This is a genomic window from Albidovulum sp., assembly GCF_041919395.1.
Classification (GTDB): Bacteria; Pseudomonadota; Alphaproteobacteria; order Rhodobacterales; family Rhodobacteraceae; genus Albidovulum.
The window spans coordinates 1-22309 of record NZ_JAYRTX010000053.1 but is presented as its reverse complement, the minus strand read 5'-3'; the positions used below and the strand labels follow the sequence as shown (position 1 = coordinate 22309).

Here is a 22309-nt window from a genome sequence, read left to right as displayed (position 1 = left end):
CCCTCGGGAATGCGCGCCATGCGCTGGCGCGCGGCGTTGAACTCCAGCCCCGAGCGGTCGTAATGCGCGGCGAGGATGGCGCGGGCGTCGTCGCGTATGCGAAGCGCCGTCGCGAAGGCCCTGGCAACGGCGTCGGCCGTGATGTCGTCATGGGTCGGGCCGATGCCCCCCGAGGTGAAGACGTGGGTGTAACCGGCGCGGAGCGCGTTCACCGCCGCCGCGATCGCGTCCATCTCGTCGGCGACGACACGCACTTCCTTCAGGTCGATGCCGATGCGCGTCAGTTCCCCGGCAAGGTAGTGCATGTTGGCGTCGCGGGTGCGGCCCGACAGGATCTCGTCCCCGATGATCAGGATCGCGGCGGTTGGGTTCGGCATGGCTCACCTCTTTGCCCAAGCTATAGGCAAGGCGCGGGCCCGGCGGAAGCCCCGGCTCTGGCCAAAGCCGCCGTCCTTGACTATCTAGGCGCGGTATCGTGGCGAAGGAGGGGCCGGTGGACGATCCGCGCGGCCGTCTGACGAAGGACGGAATCAGGATTCACGAGGCGGCGGATTTCGCCGGGATGCACGCGGCCGGGCGGCTCGCGGCCGAGATCCTCGACGAGGTGGGCGCACTGGTCGAACCGGGCGTGACGACCGAGGCGCTCGATGCCTACATCGAGCAGCGCGTGGCCGTGGCCGGCGCGAAATCCGCAACCATAGGCTACCGCGGCTATCAGCACGCCTCCTGCATCTCGGTGAACCATGTCGTCTGCCACGGCATCCCCGGGCCGAAGGTGCTGAAGGACGGCGACATCCTGAACATCGACGTGACCGTCATCGTCGACGGCTGGTACGGCGACACCAGCCGGATGTATGTCGCGGGTGCGCTTCCCCGGAAGGCCGAGCGACTGATCCAGGTCACGCACGACGCGCTGATGCTCGGGACCGAGGCGGTCCGCCCCGGCAACACCTTCGGCGACATCGGCCACGCCATCCAGTCCTACGTCGAAGCCCAGCGGATGAGTGTCGTGCGCGATTTCTGCGGCCACGGGCTCGGCCGGGTGTTCCACGCGCCGCCGAACGTCCTGCACTATGGCCGTCCCGGCACCGGCCCGAAGCTTGAAGAGGGCATGTTCTTCACGATCGAGCCGATGGTGAACCTCGGCCGGCCCGAGACCAAGGTGCTCGCCGACGACTGGACGGCGGTGACGCGCGACAAGTCGCTGTCGGCGCAGTTCGAGCATTCGGTGGGAGTGACGGCGGACGGGGCCGACATCTTCACCCTCTCGCCTGCCGGCCGGTTCTGGCCGACGCGATGACTTACCCTTCGCGGGGCCCGACGTTCTCGCGGAAGGCGACCTCGAAGGCCGCCTTCCTGGCGTCATCCGCCTCGATCTGGTGGGCTGCGCGCCAGTCCTCGTAGGGCGTGCCGTAGTAGATCTCGCGCGCCTCGTCCTTCGTCATCGCGATGCCCCTTTCGTTCGCCGCCTCCTGGTACCAGCGGGCCAGGCAGTTGCGGCAGAAGCCCGCGAGGTTCATCAGGTCGATGTTCTGCACGTCCGCGCGTCTCTCCATCAGGTGATGGCGGAGCGCCCGGAATGCGGCGGCCTCGATCTCGATCCGGGTCTTGTCGTCCATCTGCGGTCCTCCTCGCCTCAGAGATCGGCGTCGGCCAGCGCCGCTTCAAGGATCGGCGCCAGCCTGTCGGCCCAGGCGATCTGGCCGTCCGCGCCCCGGATCAGGTCATGGCGGATCTCGACCAGCACATTTGGCCGGCCCGGCGCCAGCGCGTGCCGGTCGATCGAGTCGCCGTCGAGGTGCCCGCCATAGGGCTCGTTCTCGCCCACGCAGAGGTCGCCCTCCGCCCGCAGCCGCGCAAGCAGGCTCAAGGCCAGCCGCGGATCGCGGTGGGAATAGAGCACGCCGACATGCCAGGGTCGCTCCGCCCGGCCGACAAGGCGCGGCGTGAAGCTGTGAACGGCGCAGATGACCGTGTCGGCTCGCCGCGCTGCGAGTCCCTCAAGCGCAAGGTGGTAGGGTCGGTGGAAGGCCTGCAGCCGCCGCTCCACCTCGGCCTGATCGACATGGCGGTTCACCGGGATCAGCGTCGCATCGTAAAGCCTCATCACCAGCGTCGGATCGTCCTCGCCCCGGTTGGGGTCGATGACGAGGCGGGAGAAATCGCTGAGGATCGCCGGTGCGTCCAGTCGTTCGGCAAGCCGCCGCGTCACCCCGGCCGCCCCGATATCGTAGGCGATGTGCCGTTCCATGTCGGCGGGCGCGATCCCGAGGCTGCCGCCGCCGACGCAGTCGGGAACCCGGTTCGTCGCGTGGTCGCAGGTGATCAGCCAGCGCGAGGGGCGGTCGGCCCCGAGGATGTGGAAAGGCTCTGCCGTCATGCGTTTTTCGTCGTTCCCCGTTGAAAGATCGTTTAGACGAGACGAAGGACAAGCGCCAGTTGCCCTCGCCGCGGTTTTGCGCCATAGAACGGTAGGGACCGTTGTTAGCGCAAACATCATGGAGGACCCGGGATGAGACGGATGCGTTGCGTGAAGATCGTGGCCACGCTTGGCCCCTCCTCCTCGGACTACGGCACCATCCGCGCGCTCTTCGAGGCCGGCGCCGATGTCTTCCGGCTGAACATGAGCCATGGCAGCCATGCCGATCAGGCCGCCCGCCACGCCATCATCCGGCGGGTGGAAGAAGACATGGGCCGGCCCATTGCGATCCTCGCCGACCTGCAGGGTCCGAAGCTTCGCGTCGGCACCTTCGTCGCTGGCGCGCACGAGTTGAACGAGGGCGACCGCTTCCGTTTCGACCTCGACCCGGCCGAGGGCGACGGACGCCGGGTGAACCTGCCCCACCCGGAGATTTTCGCGGCACTCGAACCGGGGTCGCGGCTTCTGGTGAACGATGGCAAGATCCGCCTCACCGTCGATGCCTGCGGCCCCGATTTCGCCGACTGCACCGTGACCGCCGGCGGGATGATCTCCAACCGCAAGGGTGTGAACGTGCCCGACGTGGTGCTGCCGCTCGCGGCGCTTTCGGACAAGGACCGCGCCGACCTGGAGTTTGCCTGCGAGCTCGGCGTCGACTGGCTCGCGCTCTCCTTCGTGCAGCGGGCCGAGGACGTGCGCGAGGCGCGCGTGCTCGCCAGGGGCCGCGCCGCGATCCTGTCGAAGATCGAGAAGCCCGCTGCGGTGAAGGCCTTCGCGGAGATCCTCGAAGCCTCCGACGGCATCATGGTCGCCCGTGGCGACCTTGGCGTGGAGCTTCCGGTCCATTCGGTCCCGCCGATCCAGAAGCAGCTCGTCCGCGCGTCGCGGTCGGCCGGCAAGCCCGTGATCGTGGCGACGCAGATGCTGGAAAGCATGATCGAAAGCCCGATGCCGACCCGGGCCGAGGTCTCCGACGTGGCGAGCGCGATCTACGAGGGCGCCGATGCGGTCATGCTTTCGGCCGAAAGTGCCGCCGGCCAGTATCCGGTCGAGGCGGTGGAGACGATGGACAACGTGGCGAAGTCGGTCGAAGGCGACCCGACCTATCGCGAGATCATCGAGGCCTCCCGCCGGATCGAGCGGCGCACCGTCGCCGACGGCATCGTCGCCGCCGCGCGCGAGATCGCCGAGGCGACCGACATCCACGCCATCTGCTGCTTCACCCAGTCCGGCACGACCGCGAGCCTCGTCGCCCGCGAGCGGCCGACGGTCCCGATCATCGCGCTCTCCCCGCTCATCGCCACGGTCCGGCGGCTGAGCCTGACCTGGGGCGTCCATTGCGTGCAGACGCACGACCCGGTGGACCGCTTCAAGATGGCGGTCGTCAGCGCCGCCAAGGCCGCCCGCGAATATGGCTTCGCGACCGAGACGGACCAGATCGTCGTGACCGCCGGTGTGCCCTTCAACGTCAAGGGTACCACGAACATCCTCCGCGTCGCCCCCTGCGACGAACGGCTGATCTTCCGGACCGACCCGGAGTAGGGACTTCGCTTCCTCGCCGAAGGGGAGGTAGGTGGTGTGCTCCACCACCGTCCCCGCTCCGTCGGTGACCGCGCGGACGGAGCCGAGCCCGTCCGTGTGCAGCGCGTTCACCCTGGTGGTGACGGTGCTGCCGCTCTTGGTCTTGGTGATGCGGATGTCCGGCCGTGGATAGAGCAGGATCTCCTCCGCCGCGCCCTGTCCGTAACGCCTGATCTCCACCGGCCCCATGTAGAGCGTGACCGTGGCCCCGGCCACCGGGTCGGTCTCGACCTTCTTCAGCCGCGCCCCGTCGGCGCCGTAGACGTAAGCGGTGGTCCGGCCGGCGAAGCTGACCGAGACCGGCCGGTTCTCGCCGTCATAGCTCATGACCTTGCCGTCGAGGCCCGTGGTCATGTTGCGGCTTGGGAGGGAAGGTTAAAGGGAACGGTCATATCGTTCGTAAGCTGGATGGCTAAGTGACCTCACGAGACTCGATTTTCAAAAGACTTCCACAGAAATCACATTATTGCTCAGTTTTTCGAAGTAATCTTCACTCGACAGAGACCCTCGAAGAAAATCAATATGCCATCGAATGATACTTGCCACCTCCTTGCAAACAATAAATTCGCCATAGTCAAAGCATATCTCTATTTCTTTACGAGTAGTGCTCTTAGAGGCACGCAAGGAACGATTGACACGGTCAGCGTTCTCAATATCATTCGTATACAAATGAGAATGATCCGAGAGGCAGAAGGCGTTGCCATATCTCGTTCCCACCACGCTCAGCGAAGCACTGACGCTCTTGCGCGACCGCCGGCCGACGCTCTTGGCAGGCTGCACCGATGTCCTGCCCGGCCAGCGACAGGGATGTCGCATCGCCGAGCTGCTGGACGTGACGCGGCTGCCGGAATTGCGCGGCATCAGCCAAGGGCCGCAGGGCTGGCGCATCGGCGCCGCGGCGACCTGGGCCGACATCGCGGCGGCTCCGCTGCCCCCCGCCTTCGACGCACTGCGGCAGGCGGCGCGCGAGGTGGGGGCGATCCAGATCCAGAACGCGGGAACCATCGCCGGCAACATCTGCAACGCCTCGCCCGCCGCTGACGGAGTGCCGCCGCTTCTGGCGCTGCGGGCCGAGGTGGAGCTTGCCTCGCTTGCCGGGCGACGGCATGTGGCGCTGGAGGATTTCATCACCGGGGTCCGCCGCACGACCCGCGCTCCGGACGAACTGGTGGTGGCGCTGCACATGCCGCGTCCGCTCGCGGGCGAAGGTGGCGCCTTCGTCAAGCTCGGTACGCGCAGCTCCCTTGTCATCTCGATTGCGATGGTGGCGGCGTTCGTCCGGATCGCGCGGGATCGCATCGCCGAGGCGCGGGTGTCGGTCGGAGCGTGTTCACCTGTTGCCCGGCGATTGCCGTCGTGGGAGGCAGAACTCGCGGGCCGCAATCTGGACGACGTAGCCGGGCTGAAACCCGACGTGGCGCATCTTTCGGGGCTTTCCCCGATCGACGATGTCCGCGCCTCGGCCGCCTACAGGATCGAGGCAGTCCGGGAATTGTGCCAGCGCGCGCTGGCGCGGGCGGTGGAATCGGCAAAGGGAGGCGCGGATGGCCGCTGAGGAGAACGTGGAGACGACCCGGTTCATCCTGAACGGCGCGGCGGTCGCGGTCACGGCCCCACCCGACGAGCGCCTGTCGGACAGCCTGCGCGAACGCCTCGGCGCCCGCGATGTGAAGATCGGCTGCAACGCGGGCGATTGCGGGGCTTGCTCGGTCCTGCTCGACGGGCAGGTGGTCTGTGCCTGCCTGACACCGACGTGCAAGGCCGATGGGCGCCGGATCGAGACGGTTGCGGGCCTGGTGGCCACGGACCTGGTGGCGCAGGCGCTGTCCGGACGCTTCCAGGACCATGGCGCGGCGCAGTGCGGCTTCTGCACCCCCGGAATGATGGTGGCATCCGTCGCCCTGCTCCGACAGGAACCCGAGCCGGACGAGACGGCGATCACGCGCGCTCTGGGCGGCGTGCTTTGCCGATGCACCGGCTACCGCAAGATCATCGACGCGGTCGCCTCGGTTCCGGCAGCGCTTGCCGATGTGGGCGGGCCGGGACATGCGGGCGCCTCGATCCGGCGTCTCGATGGCGCGGAGAAGCTGGCCGGGACCGAGGCCTTCGGCGACGACGTGGCCCCACCGGACACGCTGGAAATCCTTGTCATCCGCTCGCCCTTCCCCCGGGCCGCATTCCACTTCGGCGACCTTGAGGCTTGGCGCGCGGGGCAAATGGGCATCGAGGCGGTGCTGACGGCGGCCGACGTGCCGGGCCGCAATGTTTTTGGCGTCATTCCGCCCTTCGCCGACCAGCCGGCCTTTGCCGAAGGCATCGCGCGCTTTCGCGGCGAAGCGGTGGCGGCGGTTGTCGGTACGCCCACCACGATCCGCGCCTTTGACCCGGCCTGCTTCCCGGTCACCTGGCAGGAGCTTGAGGCGGCGGAAACGCCGGCCGCAGCCGAAGCAACGGGCGCGCCGCTTTTGCATGAGGCGCGCGCGCGCAACCTGATGTGCAAGGGCCTCGTCGTCAGTGGCGATGCCGAGGCGGCCCTCGCCATGGCCGATGTGACGGTCGAGGGACGCTTTACCAGCGGCTTCGTCGAACATGCCTATATCGAGCCGGAAGCGGGTTTCGCGCAGGTTGTCGATGGCCGGGTGGAAATCCATGCCTGCACCCAGGCTCCGGTGATGGACCTCGAGTCGATGGAAATCCTCCTGGGAATGGACCGCTCGGCCATCCGCATCGTGCCCACGGCGGTGGGCGGCGGATTCGGCTCGAAACTCGACATCTCGCTCCAGCCCTATCTGGCGCTGGGGGCGATGAAGACCGGGCGGCCAGTGCGCATGGCCTACAGCCGGACGGAATCGATGCAATCGACCACCAAGCGCCACCCTTCCGACATCCGGCTTCGGCTGGGTGCCACGCGGGACGGGCGCATTTCGGGTTGCGATTTCCGGGGAACGTTCAATACCGGGGCCTATGCCTCTTGGGGGCCGACAGTCGCCAACCGGGTGCCGGTCCATGCCTCGGGCCCCTATCGGATCGCCGATTACCGGGCCGAAGCGCGGGCGATCCATACCAACTGCCCGCCGGCAGGCGCTTTTCGCGGCTTCGGCGTTCCGCAGGCGGCGATCGCACTGGAATCGCTTCTGGACGACCTGGCCGAAAAGGTGGGAATCGACCCGCTTGACCTTCGGCTGAGGAACGCGCTCGGCAATGGCGTGCCCACCGTCTGCGGACAGGTCTTCACGCAGGGCGTCGGGATCAGGGCCTGTCTGGAAGCGCTGCGCCCGGCATGGGAGGCAGAGCGTGCGGCGGCCGAGGCGTTCAACCGTGCGGCGGCGGGTCAGCTTCGGCGCGGGGTCGGTCTGGCTTCGGGATGGTATGGCTGTGGCAATACCTCGCTGCCGAACCCCTCGACGATCAAGGCCGGCATCCGGGCCGATGGCAGCATCGTCCTGCATCAGGGCGCAATGGACATCGGCCAGGGCGCGAACACGGTGATCACGCAGCTCTTCGCCACGGCGCTTGGGGTTCCGGTCGCGCAGGTCGGCCTGATCGGCGCTGACACGGATGTGACGCCCGATGCCGGCAAGACATCGGCCTCGCGGCAGACCTTCGTCTCAGGGAACGCCGCGCGGCTGTGCGGCGCGGCGCTGCGGGCAAAGGTGCTGCGCGCGGTCAACGCCTCGGATCAGGCGGCGTTGTCGGTCGAGGCGGGGGCGATCATCGTGGATGACGGTGCAAGCCGCCACCGCATCTCGCTGGGCCAGCTTGCCGCCGATGGCGACGGCTATGTCTTTGCGTCGAGCGGACACTACGACCCGCCGACGAAGCCGCTGGACGAAAACGGCCAGGGCGACCCCTATGCCCAGTTCGGCTATGCCGCGCAATTGGCGGTGGCCGAAGTGGACACGAGCCTGGGCACAGTGCGGCTGCTGCGCATCGTGGCGGCGCACGATGTGGGCCTCGCGGTCAATCCGCTGCTGGTCGAGGGCCAGATCCAGGGCGGCGTCGCGCAGGGCATCGGCATGGCCCTGATGGAGGAATACATCCCGGGCCGCACCGAGAACCTGCACGACTACCTGATCCCCACGGTCGGGGATGTCCCGCCGATCGAGCCGATCATCATCGAGGAACCCGATGCCCACGGCCCCTATGGCGCCAAGGGTCTCGGCGAACACGTTCTGATCCCGACGACGCCCGCGATCCTCAACGCGATCCGCAATGCCTGCGGCGTGCGGATGACCAGCGTTCCCGTGACCCCTGCGAAACTCGCCGCTGCCCTGGCTGGAGCCTGACATGACCGACAAAGCCGACCGCACCGCCGACAAGATCCGCTGCGACGCCTGCCCGGTGCTGTGCTACATCGCGGAGGGCCGCGCGGGCGCCTGCGACCGCTATGCCAACCACGGCGGCACGCTTGTCCGGCTGGATCCCCTGACCATCATCGAAGGGGCCGCCAGCCGCGGGATCAAGGCGGTGCCTTTCCTCAAGGGCAGCGAGGGCACGGACTGGGACGGCGACCTGCTGCAGGGCGGCCGGCCCTTCATCACCGCGGTCGGCGCGGGAACCACCTACCCCGACTACAAGCCCGCCCCGTTCATCGTCAGCCAGAGCGTCGAGGGGGTCGACATGGTCACGGTCGTGACCGAGGGCATCTTCAGCTATTGTGGCGTCAAGGTGAAGATCGACACCGATCGTTTCATCGGCCACGAGCGCGCCGTGGTGCGGGTCGACGGCGAACCGATCGGCCATGTGATGACCTCGGAATACGGATCCAAGATGCTGTCACTCGGCGGGGTCGAACATCTTACCGGCGGCGGCAAGAAAGAGGGCCGCGTCACCTGCGATGCGCTTCTGAAGCTGTGCAACCGCGAACCGGTGGAAATGATCGTCGACGAGGGCGCCACGGTGGTGGTGCAGGCCGGACGGGCGCCGGTGATCAACGGCGTCGAGGAAAAACTGATGCGCGTGGGCTGCGGTTCGGCCACCATCGGCATGTTCGCCAAGCAATGGGCGCAGCACGTCGACGAGGTGGTGGTGGTTGACGACCACATCACCGGCGTTCTGTCCGAACACCAGTCGGGCAAGCTTCTGGGCGTGCCGCCAAGCGGCATCCGGGTAAAGGGGCGACGTTCGACTCCGGGACGCTATTTCCAGGTGGCCGAGCCCGGCATCGGCTGGGGTGGCACCAACATCGAGGACCCGCTGGCGATCCTGAGAGACCCCGATCCCGAGATCGCATGGGAAGGGCTGCGGCTCCTGATGGTGTCGACGACCGGCGAGCAATCCGCCTATTACGAGCTTGACGAGAACCTCCGCCCGGTGGCGAAGCCGCTACCCGCCGACCTGCGCGCCTCGGTCGATCTGATCGCCGAAAACTGCGAACCCTCGCTGTGTTCGGTGTTGTTCATGGCCGGGGCCGGCGGGTCGCTCCGGGCGGGCGTGACGACGAACCCGGTGAAGCTGACCCACTCGGTGAAGGATGCGCTTACCTATGTCTCCTGCGGGGGTGCAGGCGCCTATGTCTGGCCCGGCGGCGGCATCACGGTGATGGTGGACGTGACCGAGATGCCAAGCAATTCCTTCGGCTATGTGCCGACGCCCGCGCTTGTGGCACCGATCGAGTTCACCATGCGGCTTTCGGACTACGTCGCGCTGGGCGGCCATGCCGGGCAGGTGCGCCCGATCGCGGACGTCGTGACCGAAAAGGTGCGCCGCGTCGGCCTGAGTGACCCGCAGAGCGATCCTTTGGCGCGGCACCACTTCCGCTGGCCGAGGGACAGCCAGGCATGACGGCGGCGGGGGCGGTCGCGGCACTTCTGGACGGGGGGCACCGGCTGCACCTGCAGCACGGTCCAATCGACCTGATCATCGGCGCCGATGCGCGGGTGCCGGGCGGCCGCAACCGCGCCTTTGCCGCTGCCGCGGCAAGGTTCGACGGGCTGCTCGAGGAACTCGTCGCCGAGTTGCCGGCCCTGCGCGCCCGGGTGACGGCCGGCCTGCCGGCGCCGCAGGGATCGGTCGCACGCCGGATGCATGCCGCCGTGCGCCCCCATGCCGATGTCTTCATCACCTGTATGGCCGCGGTCGCCGGCGCCGTCGCCGACGAGGTCCTTGCGGCGATGACCGCCGCCGTGCCCCTTGCCCGCGCCTATGTGAACAACGGCGGTGACATCGCCATCCATCTTGGCGAAGGGGCCAGCTTCGCCAGCGCCATGGCCGGGCTTGACGGCCGCGACCTTGGCCGCATCGCCATTTCTGCCGGCGAAGGGATTGGCGGAATCGCCACCAGTGGCGCGGGCGGGCGGAGCTTTTCGCTAGGCATCGCCGACAGCGTCACCGTTCTGGCGCGGTCTGCAGCCGAAGCCGACGCGGCGGCGACGATGATCGCCAATGCCGTCGATATCCCGGGGCATCCCGGCATCCGCCGCCAGAGGGCCCGCGACCTGCAACCCGACAGCGACCTCGGCGTCCGGCTGGTGGTCACGGGTGTGCCGGTTCTGGCCACGGCCGAGATCGCGCAGGCCCTGGACGCGGGCGCAGCGCGCGCTGCAGCGTTGCTGGCCCGAGGGCGGATCGCCGCCGCCGCGCTGTTCCTGCAAGGGGGGCAGCGACTGGTCGGCGACCGTTACGATCGTGAGGTCCGCATGGAAGAGGTAACGCATGCCGAAAGTTGAGCTGCGCAAGCAACTGCTTGTTCTTGAAGAAATATATCACGAAGGCGGCCCGCCGCCGGCCGAACCGCACCGCCGCGGCGCGGCGCTTGCCGTGATCCGCAACCCATTCGCCGGCCGCTACGAGCCCGAGATTCAGGGCTTCATGGACGACCTTCGCCCCCTTGGCCTGGCGATGGCGACCCGGCTCGCGGCGGCGCTGGGCGGCGCGGACAGGATCGAAGGCTACGGCAAGGCCTCGCTGGTGGGCGCGGCGGGCGAACTGGAGCACGGCGCGTTGTGGCACGCCCCCGGCGGCTATGCGATGCGCGAGGTGCTGAACGGCGCCAAGGCCATTGTACCCTCGGCCAAGAAGGTGGGCGGCGTGGGCGCGCGCATCGACGTGCCGATCACACATGTCAATGCCTCCTATGTGCGCAGCCATTTCGATTCGATGGAGGTCGGGCTGAACGACGCGCCACGCGCCGACGAGATGGTGTTGATCCTGGCGATGACCACCGGGCCGCGCGTTCACTCACGCTCGGGCGGGCTGGAAGCCTGGCAGATCAAGGGAGAGGACGGTCTGAGATGAAAGCAAGGATTCGCAAGCTGGGGGTATGGATCGAGGAGACCCATGAGGAAGCCGGCCAGCAGATCAGCCCGCCTACCCGCAAGGCCGTGGCGGCGGCGGTGATCGAGAACCCGTTCGCCGGGCGCTATGTCGAGGATCTGTCCGACCTGATGGACATCGGCGAGGAACTCGGCGCGCTGCTGGGCGAGAAATGCGTGGCGGCCCTGGGCATCCGCGCCGATCAGGCGCAAAGCTATGGCAAGGCGGCGCTGGTGGGGGAAAACGGCGAGCTGGAGCACGCCGCCGCCATCCTGCACCCCAAGCTGGGCGCCCCCCTGCGCAAGGCGGTGGAAAAGGGCGCAGCTCTTGTCCCCTCGTCAAAGAAGCGGGGTGGCATGGGGCAGGATCTGGACATTCCCCTTGGCCACAAGGACGCGGCCTTCGTGCGGTCGCATTTCGACGGCGTCGAGATCCGATTCAACGACGCACCGCGCGCAAACGAGATCGTCGTCGCCGTGGCCGTGACCGACAGCGGCCGCCCGCTGCCTCGGGTGGGCGGGCTGAAGGCCGACGAGATCGTCGGCACGGACGGCCTGCGCTAGCACCGGCCAAAGCCTGGGCCAAAACCTGGACCCATCCGCCTCGTCCGTGTTGCGGGCGGGACGTGTTGCGCTGATCCTGGAGCTTGGGTTCTCCACTGCATGTGCCTGAATTTCATGCGCTATTCTTTGATGTTGACAGGGGGCTCCGCGCGTCATTATTGTTAGTATACAAATGAATGGTATCGCCATGACCTATGTTGTCACCGAAGCCTGCATCGCCTGCAAATACACCGATTGCGTGGACGTCTGTCCCGTGGATTGCTTCTATGCGGGCGAGAACATGCTGGTGATCCACCCTGATGAATGCATCGATTGCGGTGTATGCGAACCGGAATGCCCGGTGGATGCCATCTGTCCGGACACCGCACCGCGGATCGAGCCCTGGCTGGCAATCAACGCCGAGCTGGCGGCAATCTGGCCCAACATCCGCGAAAGGATCGCACCGCTGCCCGACCACGATATCTGGGCGCAGCGGTCCGACAAGCTGGCGGCGCTGTCACGCAACCCCGCCACCCCGCCGTGAAGATCATCAGCCCGGAGAACAGGATGCACGACAACGCCACCCTTCCCCACGCCGGCACCTGCGAAGTCCATATCCCGGCCGGCGTCTACGCCGAGACAGTGACCGAGGTTCGGCACTATACCGACCGGCTGTTCCGGTTCCGCATCACCCGGCCTGCCCCGTTCCGCTTCCGCTCGGGCGAGTTTGTGATGATCGGCCTGCCGAATTCCGAACGCCCCGTCTACCGCGCCTATTCGATCGCCAGCCCCTCCTGGGACGAGGAGATCGAGTTCTTCTCGATCAAGGTCCCGGACGGCCCGCTGACCGAGCACCTTCAGAAGATACGGGTGGGCGACACGGTGTTGATGCGCAAGAAACCGACCGGGACGCTGGTGAACGATGCGCTGCTTCCCGGCCGGCGCGTCTACATGTTCTCGACCGGCACCGGGATCGCCCCCTTTGCCTCACTGGTCCGTGATCCCGAAACCTACGAGAAGTTCGATGAGGTCATCCTGACCCACACCTGCCGCGAGGTCGCGGAACTGGCCTATGGGGTGGAACTGGTGCGCAACCTGCTGGACGATCCGCTGGTGGGCGAGATGGCGCGCGGTCGGCTCAGGCATTATCCGACGGTGACGCGCGAGCCCTATCCGGTCACGGGGCGGATCACCGACCTCATGGCAAGCGGCAAGCTGTTCGCCGATCTTGGCGTGCCGCCGATAAGGCCGGAGGAAGACCGCGGCATGATCTGCGGCTCGATGGCGATGCTGTGCGACACCAAGGAAGCGCTGGAGGGCTATGGCCTGGTCGAAGGGTCGAACGCGCAGCCCGGCAGTTTCGTGGTGGAACGCGCCTTCGTCGACTGACGGGCGGCCGGATCATGGCACCTCTCGATCAGCCGGATCGGCGCCATCCTTCCAAGGCGCAACCGGTTCCCGAACCGTCGCCCACCACGAGACCGGGCATGGCTGCAACAGCAGCACCGGCCCGGTGCCAGCCTGCATCGCGGCACGAGGAGGGGCATAGCCCGGCAAGTCTTCCGGCGCATGACCGACCTTCCCGACGATCCGCGTTGCCGGCCGCCCGGCAAGGGCATGACCGCCTGGCAACCCGTTCTGCGCCAAGCCGCGCAGCGGAGTTCGTCTTCCTGCTGATCGACAACTTTTCGCATCTGGCGTTCTCCTGCGCGATCGAACCGCTGCGGATCGCCAACCGGGTCTCGGGACGGTCGCTCTTCCGCTGGTCGCTGGCCAGCGCCGACGGGGTTTCGGCGGTCTGCTCGAACCGCTCGGTCACGCTGGTGGACAGGGGTCTGGTACCGCTTCGGCATGTCGATCGCCTTCTGGTGATCTCGGGCGACGACGTGCAAAGCAGGGCGACGCCCGGCATCCTGACCTACCTGCGCCGCGAACGCGCCGCCGGCACGCCGATCGGGGCGATCTGTTCGGGCGCGTATCTGCTGGCCAGTGCCGGATTCCTCTCCGGCCAGGCGGCCGCGATCCACTGGGAATACCATGACCTTCTCGCCGAACTGTTCCCCGAAGTGCGCTTGGTGCGTGGGGTCTTCGTGGCCGACCAGAAATTCATCACCGCCGCCGGAGGGACCGCGGCGGCGGACATGATGTTGCACCTGATCGCCGCCGAGCATGGCACCGACCTTGCCACTGCCGTGGCCGACCAGATGGTTTACAACGCCGTCCGCGAAGCCACGGCAGAACAGCGGGTTTCGCTGCAAGCGCGCCATGGCACCCGCAACGAATACCTGATGCGCGCCGTGGAGCTTGTGCAGGAAAACCTGGAGGATCCCCTGTCGCCCGGCCAGATTGCCGATACCCTGGGGATCTGCATCCGTCAGGTCGAACGCCTGTTCCAGCGCCATCTCGGCACCTCGCCCAAGCGCTTCATCATGGAGGCGCGCCTGACCCGGGCGAGGAACCTGCTGGTGCAGACCGATCTGTCGATTACCGAGGTAGCCGTCGCCTGCGGCTTCAGGACGCCCTCGACCTTCTCCAGGGTCTACCGCGCACACTTCATGGTTTCGCCCGCTGCCCAACGCACGACCTTGCGTTAGCCGTGGCGCCGAAGAATGACCTGCGGCCACCGGCTTGCGGGTGGGATGCTAGGCCGCGCTGGAGACGGATCACAGGAACAGATGGCTTTCGCCCGGATTCCAGCTGACGTGACAGGTCGCATCGGGTGAAATTCCGGCGATCGTCTCGGCGCCGGCACGCATCCACAACTCCTGCCCCCAGACGGTGCGGAATTGCAGCGTGGAGCTGTCGCCCAGGAAGGTCACGTCGAGGACGCGGACGCAAAGCCCCTGGCCCTTGCCGGCAAGACGCAGCGACTGAGTGCGCACCATCACCTGCGCCGCCGTGGACCCGCCTCCGGCCACGGCCGCCGACCGATGCACCGGCAGGTCGGCCATAGCCGTGCCATCGGGAAAGACCACCCGGCCCCGATCACCCGAAACCTTCGCCTCGGCCGTGTCAAGGAAGTTGGAATCGCCGATGAAGCTGGCAACGAAGCGGGTGGCGGGGTTGTGATAGAGGTCACGCCCGCTGCCAACCTGTTCGATCCGGCCGCGGTTGAACACGGCGATCCGGTCAGACAGGCGCAGCGCCTCTTCCTGGTCGTGGGTGACATAGAGGATGGTCACGCCGGTTTCTCGGTGGATGCGGCGGATCTCGATCTGGATTTCCTCGCGCAGCTTCTTGTCGAGCGCCGAGAGCGGTTCGTCCATCAGCAAAACCGGCGGATCGTACGCAAGCGCGCGGGCGAGTGCCACACGCTGCTGCTGGCCGCCGGACAGGTTGTTCGGCATCCGATCATCGAAACCGTCAAGCTGCACCAGCGCCAGCATCGTGTCGACTCGTGCGGCGATATCGCGCTCGGCCTGTCCGCGTACCCTGAGCGGGAAGGCGATGTTCTCGCGCACGTTCAGATGCGGGAACAGCGTGTAGCGCTGGAACACCATGCCGATGTTGCGCTTGTGCGAGGGCGTCGCCAGGATCGAGCCGCCGCGCAGCAGGATGTCGCCCGAGGTCGGTTCGTTGAAGCCCGCCAGTGCATAGAGCGTGGTCGACTTGCCCGATCCCGACGGGCCGAGAAAGGTGAGGAATTCGCCCTCCGGGATCTCCAGCGAGACATTGTCGACGGCCACAACGTTCCCATAGGTCTGGCGAAGGCTGCGGATGGAAAGGAAGGCCGGGGTCATTTCGAAATCCCTCTCCTCAGAAGTGCCGCCGCCGCCATCACCAGCAAGGTGAAGGCCACAAGAATGGTGGAGGCCGCCGCGATCACCGGCGTCAGATCCTGCCTCAGCGCACCCCAGATGCGCACCGGCAGGGTCTGCAGGTTGGGGCTGGCCATGAAGATTGCCACCACCACCTCGTCCCAGGAAATCAGGAACGAGAAGATGCCGGCGGAGAAAAGGCCGATGCGGATGGCCGGCACGGTGACCTTGAGCTTCGCCTTCAGCGGCGAGGCACCGCACAGAACCGCGGCATCCTCGATCGACTTGTCAAAGCCGTCCAGCGAGTTGACGATCGGGATCACCGCGAAGGGAAACGCCAGAACCGTGTGTGCAAGCACGAAGCCCAGAAGTGTGCCGTTCAGGCCGACGCGCAGGAACAGGGCATAGATCGCCACCGCGAAGACGATGACAGGCAGAACCATCGGCGTCAGGAACAGCGCCTTGAGGAAGTTGCGGCCGGGGAAGCGACCACGCACCAGCGCGAAGCTGGCCATCAGGCCCAGAAGCACCGCCAGCGCCGCCGACAGCAGGCCTACCTTCGCGCTCGTCAGCGCCGCATCGAGCCAGCGCGGATCGGCGGCCAGTTCACGATACCATCTGAGCGTCCAGGCGGGCGGCGGAAAGACCAGCCACTGGGACGACCCGAAGGACAGCGCCGCGATGAACACGATCGGAACCAGAAGGAACAGGCAGACAAAGATCGTGATCGCCCAGAGCGCCAGGCCAAGTCCGCCGAGACGATGATAAGTCAGCAGCATCTCAACGCATCCCGCCGAAAAAGCGGATCTGCACCGCGTATAGCGCCAGCGTCACGGTCAGCAGCACGAAGGCGGCAGCCGATCCCAGCCCCCAGTTCAGCAGTGACTGCACAAGTTGCGCGATCATTTCGGCCAGCATCATGTGCGAAGCACTGCCCAGAAGCGCGGGCGTCACGAAATAGCCAATCGACATGACGAAGACCATCAGCGCGCCCGCCGCCGCGCCGGACGCCGACAAGGGCAGAAGTACCCGACGGAACGCCTGCCAGCGCCCAGCGCCGCACAGCGCCGCGGCCTGCAATATGGTCGGGTCAAGCGCCCGGATGCTGGCATAAAGCGGCAGGATGATGAAGGGCAGCATGATGTAGGTCATCCCGATGGTGACGCCGGTCAGGTTCTTGACCAGTGGCAGCGGCTCGCTGATCAGCCCGAGTTTCATCAGCGTTGTGTTGATGACGCCCGTACGCTGCAGGAGCACCATCCAGGCATAGGTACGCGCCAGAAGGTTGGTCCACATCGAGACGAGGATGACGGCCAGAACCAGACTGGCCCACCGCTGCGGCATGATCGCCAGAAGCCATGCCACCGGATAGCCGAGCACAAGCGAAACGGCGGTGACCACGGAGGCGACAAGAAAGGTGTTGTACAGGACCCGCGCATAGGTCGATGTTGCGAAAAGTTCGGCGTAGTTCTGCAGGCCCAACTGCGGTTCCAGAATCGAGCGGAGAAGCAGGCTCACAACCGGAATCACGAAGAACAGCGCGAGGAGCACAAGGGCCGGGACAGCCGGGCCGAGGCCTCGCCAGTGTCGCCCCGGAAACGAAGCGTTCATGGCCATGCGAGTCACCGTGACATGTCTTGGTTGGCGGAAGGAGCCGGCGGACCTGCGAGGTCCGCCGGCGGTATGAAGGCTTACTTCGCCTGCCAGTCGTACCAGCGCTTCGCGATCTCGTCGCGGTGTTCCGCCCAATAGGCCATGTCGAGGTTGATCTGCGACTCGACATGCGCGTCCGGCAGTTCGGCCACGACGGCCGGGTCCATCTCGGCCTTAGAGTTCACGTTGACAGGCGCGTAACCCGTGGCCGTCGCCAGCTTCGCCTGACCGCTCGCACTGGTAGCCTCGGCCAGGAACTTCATCGCCGCATCCTTGTTCTTGGCGCCTTTCGGCACCACAAGCACGTCGGCGGCGGTCAGGTTCTGGTTCCAGGAAATGCCGACGTTGCCGCCCTCCTGCTGGATCGCGAAGATGCGGCCGTTCCAGAAGCTGCCGATCGGCGCCTCGCCGGAGGCGAGGAGCTGCTGCGATTCGGCGCCGCCTCCCCACCAGATGATCTCCGGCTTGATTGTGTCGAGCTTGGCGAAGGCGCGATCGAGGTCGAGCGGGTAGAGCGCGTCGGGTGCCACGCCATCGGCCAGAAGCGCGGCCTCAAGCACGCCGGGCGCCGACCACTTGTAGAAACTGCGCTTGCCGGGAAACTTCGCGGTGTCGAAAACGTCGGCCCAGCTTGCGGGCTCGCCCGTGAGCGCATCCTTGTTGAAGCCGATCACGAACGAGTAATAGAAGCTTCCCACTGCATGATCGATCACAAAACGCGGGTCGATGGCCGCGCGGTCCACGACACCGAAGTCGATCGGTTCCAAGAGCCCCATCTTCGCCGCCGCGATGGCGAAATCGTATTCGACATCGACGACGTCCCAATCGACATTGCCGCTTTCCACCATCGCCTTGAGCTTGCCGTAGTCGGTGGGCCCGTCCTGTAGCACGGCGATGCCGGTCTTTTCGGTGAAGGGCGTCGCCCAGGACGCAGCCTGCGCGTCCTGGGTCGTGCCGCCCCAGCTTGTGAACACCATGTCCTCTGCCGAGGCCGCCATGGCCATGCAGGCGGCAAGGACTGTTGCCGTTGCGAGCGTCTTGAACATTGTATTTCCTCCCGTGTGGTTTCGGTCGATCATCGGTATTTCCCAGTTTCGCAGGACACTTGCCTCTGCCCCTTTTCCGCTCCCCCGCAATGCCCTATTCATTAGTATACGAACGATATATCTTTCTGACCGCCTGTCAACCTGCCCGGCCCGCCGCACGGATATGTCGCGCCATGTCGGGATCAAAGAACGCGTGCGCAGCCCGTCTCAGCGTCGGGCCAAGAGTTCCGGCAGCCGCTGAGCCGGGGGCGTGTTGCGGCTGCGTTCGCTACGCACGACACCGTCGATGATGGTCATGCCGACACCCGGCAGGTTACCCAATTGCACAGACTCAAGGATGTTTCTGCCCGGTGCGTGCTGGGCCTGGTCCATCAGCACGAAATCGGCGGCAAAACCGGGTTCCAGAAGCCCGGTGTCCAGCTTGCGCTGCCGCGCCGTGTTGCCAGTGGCAAAGCAGAAGGCCACCTCGGCCGGCACGTTCCCGAGGCTCGACAGCATGGCGACCATGCGCAGGATGCCCAGCGGTTGCACCCCCGATCCCGCCGGTCCGTCGGTGCCCAGGATCACCTGGTCGAGCTTGTTCAGTTCGCGGGCGGTATTGATCGTCAGAAGTGCCGCGCGTTCGTTGCCGTTGTGAACGATCTCAAGCCCCTTCGTGCAGTTTTCGCACAGGCAGACAATCTGGTCGTCCGGCAAGGCCGAATGGCCGCCGTTTATATGGCCCACCACGTCGGCGCCGGTTTCCAGCACCATGTCGGCGTCGATCAGTCCCGAGCCGGGAATCGACGGCCCGCCAGTGTGGATCGTGCTCTGGATGCCGTATTTTCGGGCCCAGTCCACCATCTGCCGGGCGGTCTTGCCGTCCTTGACCGAACCGAGCCCGACCTCGCCCAAGAGGCGCACGCCTGCGGCGGCCAGTTCGCGGAAATCCTCTTCGACCATGCCGTGCTCGATCACCGGCGCGCCGCCGTGGACCTTGACCCCCGAGGGGCGGAAATTCTCGTACCAGCGCTGCGCTGCGATCGCCATAGCCTTCAGCCCGACGATGTCCTTGGGTCGGCCCGGCATGTGGACCTCGCCGGCCGAGATCATGGTGGTGACACCGCCGTGCAGGGAACTGTCGATCCAGTTCAGTTGCTGCTGGCGCGGCGTATAGTCGCCGACAACCGGGTGGACGTGGCTGTCGATCAGGCCGGGCACAAGCGTCGCGCCCTTCGCGTCGACCGTCGTGGTCGCGCCCTCCGTGTCCAGATCCTGTTCCCGCCCGAATGCCGCGATCCGGCCGCCGACGGCCACGACGCAGTCGCCGTCAGCGATCGGTGACTCGATCTTGCCAGTCAGCAACAGGCCGATATTTCGAACAACGAGCGTGTCGGGCGCGGGAGATACAGACATCTGCATGATACCTTTCTTGCGGCTCATTTCATTTGTATGCTAATGGAAACTCCTGCAAACGCAAGCGACGGCTTCGGTGGCGCCTGCAAAAAAGCCGGATGGCTGCGGGGCCTGGGTGCCGCCGGGAAAAGAGTTGCGAAAGGCCAAGAGCGATGACGAAACCTGACGACCGCACCGCGGCGGCGAATGACACGACCGGAGATCCTTACGTCCTTGATGCACAGATCGGCTATCTGCTGCGCCTTGCCAACCAGCGGCATGCGCTGATCTTTCAGGAACATTCCATTCTCGACCTGACGCCCACCCAGTTCTCGGCGATGGTACGGCTGCTGGACGAGGGGGAATGCTCGCAGAACGAACTGGGGCGGCGCACGGCGATGGACGTGGCGACGATCAAGGGCGTCGTGGACCGGCTGCGCGGCAAGGGGCTCGTGACCCTGAACCCCGACCCCAAGGACAAGAGGCGGACGACCATTTCGGCAACCGTTGCCGACCCGGAACTGCGCGACAAGCTGCACGACATGGGCCGCCGCATTACCGAAAAGACGCTGGCCCCGCTGTCCCGAACCGAGCGCGGGACGCTGCTGCGTCTGTTGTCCAAGCTGGCCTGACCGGCCTCCGGTCAGGCCGCGCCAGACCCGCGCCCGGTCAGATGACCGACACGGCACCGCTGTAGGCGGCGACGATATGCTCGTCGGCGCGGGCGGTCAGCGCCGCGATTTCGCGCTCCTGTTCATCGCTCAGAAGCCCCTGCTCGGGTGCGGCGGCGATGGCAGAGAGCGCGGCCTCTCGGGCCTCGTCGAAGGCGGCGCGACGGCCGGATTTTTCATAGTCGTCTCGGCCCTGGCGCCGGAACACCCTGGGTGAAAGCTGGTCGCGGCAGGTGGCAATGGTGTGCGCGCTGTCAAGGAAATGCCCGCCTGCGCGGATCTGCATCAGCTCGTCCCAGTTCAGTGCGTCCTTGTCCAGGCTGGGCTTGCGGATGAAGCGTCGCATCATCGCCCCGACCTCGTTGTCAAGCACGGCCTGCACCGGGCTGAACACGGTGGCGCATTCCAGCTGCCCCACACCGCCCAGGATGTCGGCCCCCGCCAGCGCCACCGTCTGTGTCAGCATCGCGCGTTCGGCCATGGACTGATGGTCGACATCCGGCGTGTCGGACCCCGAGCCATAGGTGTGCGCCACCATCCCCCAGCCCCGTTTCATGAGCTGGATCGACATGTTCGCGGCCTGAAGCGATTCCACGCAGCTTTGCAACGCGCTGCCCGTGCGCATGTCCAGCGTGAACATCAGCGGCGTCGCAATGACCGGCGTTCCGGGCGAGAGGATGTGCGCCATTACCGTCATGCCGACGATCTCGGCCGCCGACATGATCGCCATCGACGGCACCGACAGGGGCGCGGTTCCGCCCGAGGACGGCAGGCTGCAGGCATGCAACGGGATGCCGTATTCCCCCGCCTTGATGATGACATGGGTGTCCATGTACTTGAATTCCAAGGGCGTGAACGAGCAGGTGATGCAACTGGTGATCGGGTTGGCGCGCAACTCCGCCTCGCCCCCGGCCGCAATGGCGGCGATGCGCATCAGGTAATCGACGTTTTCCCACTGGTAGGGCTGCATCCAGACATGCTTGGGCGTGCGCCCGATCAGGCGTCCGTAGCTGTGGATGTCGGATGTCACCTCGGGCACGCCGTGCACGAAGGGATGCGCGATGAAGCCCACCTCGTCCAGCGTGCTGGCAACGGCGGCGATCTCTGACACCGCCGTAAGATCCATCTTGCGATAGCTCGCGTCTCGCGGGTTCACATAGCCATGGGCGCCGGTGCCGGTGCGCATCACAAACCCGCGGTCGGCTCGCGGCAGGTCCATGTCGAAGCGCGGTTCCTTGCCGCCGAGGCGCACCGCTTTCGGCGTGGCGGCCATCGCCTCACGGATCAGTTCGCGCGGCATGCGGATGCGGTTCGCATCGGTGCCCGGCTTCGCCCCGGCGGCCAGGAACCTCTTGTGGGCTTCCGGATGCAGGATCGCCACGCCGTAGTCGGCCAGCACGTCCTCGACCCGGGCTTTCAGCCATTCGACCTCGTCTTCGCCGAGAAAACCGAAGGTGACGCGAGAAAAACCCGGCGGTTCCTGCCGGAAGGCGTTCGCAGGATGGCTCGCCCGAACCGTGCGGGCGCGTTTGGGGGTGTTCGTGCTGGCTTCCATGACTGTCTCCCTGTGGAAAGGATCGCCCATGGCACACACCGATTAGGCTGACTGCCTGCCGACTTCAGCTTGCAAGAACGCTAGCATACAAATGAATTCCGTCAATCGGAACTTTGCATCCCGGGGTCTCGTGCCGGAGAGTGGAGGATGGTACGGCAGGGCGTTGTTGCGCGTTGTTGCAGAACTCATGCCTGAGGCGTGACGTCCTCTTTCCCCGTCAGCGTCATGCCACGCGGACGATCTCGGCGGTGCCGAGGGCTGAGAAGCGGTTCATCAAGGCGACGCGGATCTGGATTTCGGCGGTCTGGCGGTCTGGGTCTCTCGCAGTTATGCGTTCTCCGAAGGCCTTCAGGCAGCGCATCTTGGCCTCGATCCGGCTCCGGGCGTGGTATCCGGTCCAGCGCTTCCAGAACGCCCTGCCATAGTGCCGGGTGGCACGCAGGGTTTCGTTTCGGG

General features: G+C 66.3%; 21 protein-coding genes and 1 pseudogene. 12 read left to right on the top strand and 10 right to left on the bottom strand.

The genetic code is table 11. The features are described 5' to 3' along the window. Nucleotides 1-377, bottom strand: a 377-nt coding sequence (locus ACMUOO_RS10385; RefSeq protein WP_413855172.1) for a competence/damage-inducible protein A, incomplete at its 3' end; no start/stop codon positions are given. A 116-nt stretch (nt 378-493) separates the two neighbouring features. Here ACMUOO_RS10385 and map point away from each other — a divergent pair. Further along, on the top strand, nt 494-1300 hold the full coding sequence (map, locus tag ACMUOO_RS10380) for a type I methionyl aminopeptidase (protein WP_301918533.1): 807 nt from the start codon (nt 494-496) through the stop codon (nt 1298-1300). A gap of 1 nt (nt 1301) precedes the next feature. Here map and ACMUOO_RS10375 read toward each other — a convergent pair whose 3' ends face one another. Further along, on the bottom strand, nt 1302-1619 hold the full coding sequence (locus tag ACMUOO_RS10375) for a DUF1244 domain-containing protein (protein ID WP_301918534.1): 318 nt from the start codon (nt 1617-1619) through the stop codon (nt 1302-1304). Between the two features lie 17 nt (nt 1620-1636). Further along, nucleotides 1637-2380: an N-formylglutamate amidohydrolase gene (locus ACMUOO_RS10370; RefSeq protein ID WP_301918535.1), complete on the bottom strand. Its 744-nt coding sequence runs from the start codon at nt 2378-2380 to the stop codon at nt 1637-1639. A 132-nt stretch (nt 2381-2512) separates the two neighbouring features. Between ACMUOO_RS10370 and pyk the strand changes: the two genes are divergently transcribed. The 10 genes from pyk to ACMUOO_RS10320 all read left to right on the top strand — a co-directional run bounded on the left by pyk (nt 2513) and on the right by ACMUOO_RS10320 (nt 14390). After that, nucleotides 2513-3961 carry a pyruvate kinase gene (gene pyk, locus ACMUOO_RS10365; RefSeq protein ID WP_301918536.1) on the top strand — a complete coding sequence of 483 codons (1449 nt, stop codon included), beginning with the start codon at nt 2513-2515 and terminating at the stop codon, nt 3959-3961. A gap of 736 nt (nt 3962-4697) precedes the next feature. Further along, nucleotides 4698-5555 carry an FAD binding domain-containing protein gene (locus ACMUOO_RS10360; RefSeq protein ID WP_413855169.1) on the top strand — a complete coding sequence of 286 codons (858 nt, stop codon included), beginning with the start codon at nt 4698-4700 and terminating at the stop codon, nt 5553-5555. Beyond that, nucleotides 5545-8286, top strand: a complete 2742-nt coding sequence (locus ACMUOO_RS10355) for a molybdopterin-dependent oxidoreductase (RefSeq protein ID WP_413855168.1) — start codon at nt 5545-5547, stop codon at nt 8284-8286. The genes ACMUOO_RS10360 and ACMUOO_RS10355 overlap by 11 nt, the downstream gene beginning before the upstream one ends. Before the next feature lies 1 nt (nt 8287). After that, nucleotides 8288-9784, top strand: a complete 1497-nt coding sequence (locus ACMUOO_RS10350) for a 6-hydroxynicotinate reductase (protein WP_413855166.1) — start codon at nt 8288-8290, stop codon at nt 9782-9784. Next, entirely contained in the window at nt 9781-10668 is an 888-nt protein-coding gene (locus ACMUOO_RS10345; protein ID WP_413855164.1) for a UPF0280 family protein, read from the top strand. The genes ACMUOO_RS10350 and ACMUOO_RS10345 overlap by 4 nt, the downstream gene beginning before the upstream one ends. After that, the gene (locus ACMUOO_RS10340; protein WP_413855162.1) at nt 10655-11236 is read left to right on the top strand and encodes an amino acid synthesis family protein; all 582 of its coding nucleotides are present in this window, start codon (nt 10655-10657) and stop codon (nt 11234-11236) included. The genes ACMUOO_RS10345 and ACMUOO_RS10340 overlap by 14 nt, the downstream gene beginning before the upstream one ends. Beyond that, complete coding sequence (locus ACMUOO_RS10335; RefSeq protein WP_413855160.1) at nt 11233-11817, top strand: amino acid synthesis family protein; 585 nt, start codon at nt 11233-11235, stop codon at nt 11815-11817. Before ACMUOO_RS10340 ends, ACMUOO_RS10335 begins: the two co-directional genes overlap by 4 nt. 187 nt (nt 11818-12004) lie before the next feature. After that, entirely contained in the window at nt 12005-12340 is a 336-nt protein-coding gene (gene fdxA, locus ACMUOO_RS10330) for a ferredoxin FdxA (RefSeq protein ID WP_413855158.1), read from the top strand. 23 nt (nt 12341-12363) lie between these two features. Beyond that, nucleotides 12364-13185, top strand: coding sequence for a ferredoxin--NADP reductase (locus ACMUOO_RS10325; RefSeq protein WP_413855155.1), 822 nt, complete (start codon nt 12364-12366; stop codon nt 13183-13185). Between the two features lie 206 nt (nt 13186-13391). Further along, nucleotides 13392-14390: a GlxA family transcriptional regulator gene (locus ACMUOO_RS10320; RefSeq protein WP_413855152.1), complete on the top strand. Its 999-nt coding sequence runs from the start codon at nt 13392-13394 to the stop codon at nt 14388-14390. 69 nt (nt 14391-14459) lie between these two features. Here the strand turns inward: ACMUOO_RS10320 and ACMUOO_RS10315 are convergent, their stop codons facing one another. The 5 genes from ACMUOO_RS10315 to ACMUOO_RS10295 all read right to left on the bottom strand — a co-directional run bounded on the left by ACMUOO_RS10315 (nt 14460) and on the right by ACMUOO_RS10295 (nt 19675). Next, nucleotides 14460-15536, bottom strand: a complete 1077-nt coding sequence (locus ACMUOO_RS10315; RefSeq protein ID WP_413855150.1) for an ABC transporter ATP-binding protein — start codon at nt 15534-15536, stop codon at nt 14460-14462. Continuing rightward, nucleotides 15533-16333 (bottom strand): ABC transporter permease, encoded by an 801-nt coding sequence (locus ACMUOO_RS10310; RefSeq protein ID WP_413855147.1) that lies wholly within the window; start codon nt 16331-16333, stop codon nt 15533-15535. The genes ACMUOO_RS10315 and ACMUOO_RS10310 overlap by 4 nt, the downstream gene beginning before the upstream one ends. Before the next feature lies 1 nt (nt 16334). Beyond that, nucleotides 16335-17171: an ABC transporter permease gene (locus tag ACMUOO_RS10305; protein WP_413855145.1), complete on the bottom strand. Its 837-nt coding sequence runs from the start codon at nt 17169-17171 to the stop codon at nt 16335-16337. A 74-nt stretch (nt 17172-17245) separates the two neighbouring features. Beyond that, the gene (locus ACMUOO_RS10300) at nt 17246-18253 is read right to left on the bottom strand and encodes an ABC transporter substrate-binding protein (protein WP_413855143.1); all 1008 of its coding nucleotides are present in this window, start codon (nt 18251-18253) and stop codon (nt 17246-17248) included. Between the two features lie 207 nt (nt 18254-18460). Beyond that, nucleotides 18461-19675, bottom strand: a complete 1215-nt coding sequence (locus tag ACMUOO_RS10295) for an amidohydrolase family protein (protein WP_413855141.1) — start codon at nt 19673-19675, stop codon at nt 18461-18463. Nucleotides 19676-19800: 125 nt separating this feature from the next. Between ACMUOO_RS10295 and ACMUOO_RS10290 the strand changes: the two genes are divergently transcribed. Beyond that, nucleotides 19801-20259 (top strand): MarR family winged helix-turn-helix transcriptional regulator, encoded by a 459-nt coding sequence (locus ACMUOO_RS10290; protein ID WP_413855138.1) that lies wholly within the window; start codon nt 19801-19803, stop codon nt 20257-20259. 37 nt (nt 20260-20296) lie between these two features. On the opposite strand, the gene ACMUOO_RS10285 is transcribed toward ACMUOO_RS10290, so the two are convergent. Then, nucleotides 20297-21853, bottom strand: coding sequence for a trimethylamine methyltransferase family protein (locus tag ACMUOO_RS10285; protein ID WP_413855135.1), 1557 nt, complete (start codon nt 21851-21853; stop codon nt 20297-20299). Between the two features lie 223 nt (nt 21854-22076). Further along, nucleotides 22077-22309: pseudogene (locus ACMUOO_RS10280) on the bottom strand (IS5/IS1182 family transposase); the annotation flags it as partial.

Bases quoted from the DNA above. Each gene is read 5' to 3' on its own strand.
- fdxA (WP_413855158.1), top strand. From the start codon at position 12,005: ATGACCTATGTTGTCACCGAAGCCTGCATCGCCTGCAAATACACCGAT.
- pyk (WP_301918536.1), top strand. From the start codon at position 2,513: ATGAGACGGATGCGTTGCGTGAAGATCGTGGCCACGCTTGGCCCCTCC.
- ACMUOO_RS10305 (WP_413855145.1), bottom strand. From the start codon at position 17,171: ATGGCCATGAACGCTTCGTTTCCGGGGCGACACTGGCGAGGCCTCGGC.
- ACMUOO_RS10335 (WP_413855160.1), top strand. From the start codon at position 11,233: ATGAAAGCAAGGATTCGCAAGCTGGGGGTATGGATCGAGGAGACCCAT.
- ACMUOO_RS10315 (WP_413855150.1), bottom strand. From the start codon at position 15,536: ATGACCCCGGCCTTCCTTTCCATCCGCAGCCTTCGCCAGACCTATGGG.
- ACMUOO_RS10300 (WP_413855143.1), bottom strand. From the start codon at position 18,253: ATGTTCAAGACGCTCGCAACGGCAACAGTCCTTGCCGCCTGCATGGCC.
- ACMUOO_RS10370 (WP_301918535.1), bottom strand. From the start codon at position 2,380: ATGACGGCAGAGCCTTTCCACATCCTCGGGGCCGACCGCCCCTCGCGC.
- ACMUOO_RS10345 (WP_413855164.1), top strand. From the start codon at position 9,781: ATGACGGCGGCGGGGGCGGTCGCGGCACTTCTGGACGGGGGGCACCGG.
- ACMUOO_RS10350 (WP_413855166.1), top strand. From the start codon at position 8,288: ATGACCGACAAAGCCGACCGCACCGCCGACAAGATCCGCTGCGACGCC.
- ACMUOO_RS10310 (WP_413855147.1), bottom strand. From the start codon at position 16,333: ATGCTGCTGACTTATCATCGTCTCGGCGGACTTGGCCTGGCGCTCTGG.
- ACMUOO_RS10295 (WP_413855141.1), bottom strand. From the start codon at position 19,675: ATGAGCCGCAAGAAAGGTATCATGCAGATGTCTGTATCTCCCGCGCCC.
- ACMUOO_RS10375 (WP_301918534.1), bottom strand. From the start codon at position 1,619: ATGGACGACAAGACCCGGATCGAGATCGAGGCCGCCGCATTCCGGGCG.
- ACMUOO_RS10325 (WP_413855155.1), top strand. From the start codon at position 12,364: ATGCACGACAACGCCACCCTTCCCCACGCCGGCACCTGCGAAGTCCAT.
- ACMUOO_RS10290 (WP_413855138.1), top strand. From the start codon at position 19,801: ATGACGAAACCTGACGACCGCACCGCGGCGGCGAATGACACGACCGGA.
- ACMUOO_RS10355 (WP_413855168.1), top strand. From the start codon at position 5,545: ATGGCCGCTGAGGAGAACGTGGAGACGACCCGGTTCATCCTGAACGGC.
- ACMUOO_RS10285 (WP_413855135.1), bottom strand. From the start codon at position 21,853: ATGGAAGCCAGCACGAACACCCCCAAACGCGCCCGCACGGTTCGGGCG.
- ACMUOO_RS10340 (WP_413855162.1), top strand. From the start codon at position 10,655: ATGCCGAAAGTTGAGCTGCGCAAGCAACTGCTTGTTCTTGAAGAAATA.